Annotated in this window: 1 protein-coding gene; it reads right to left on the reverse strand. The window is 65.4% G+C overall.

Features of this window, described 5'->3' with window-relative positions; genetic code table 11:
• Positions 1 to 234, reverse strand: a 234-nt coding sequence (locus tag SB719_RS22710; protein ID WP_412160116.1) for a hypothetical protein, incomplete at both ends; no start/stop codon positions are given.

Here is a 234-nt window from a genome sequence, read left to right on the forward strand (position 1 = left end):
GGTCTCGACGCCGCCGACCGGCGTACGCACTTCTGTCAGGCAGACCACGTCACGCACCTTGTCGTAATCGAGCCCCCAGCTGGCCTTGTCGTCGCTGGGCAGGACAATGGTATGGGGCAGGCGTACCGCCGGGCTGAAGCGGCGGTCCAATTCCAGGGTGTAACTGGCCAGCGGGGTTTCGCCGGGGCCGGATTTGGGGTGCAGATCGACGGTGATTCGGTCGTCGGTGTAGGT

This window comes from Pantoea sp. SIMBA_079, from assembly GCF_046940275.1.
In the GTDB taxonomy this organism is placed as follows: domain Bacteria; phylum Pseudomonadota; class Gammaproteobacteria; order Enterobacterales; family Enterobacteriaceae; genus Pantoea; species Pantoea borealis.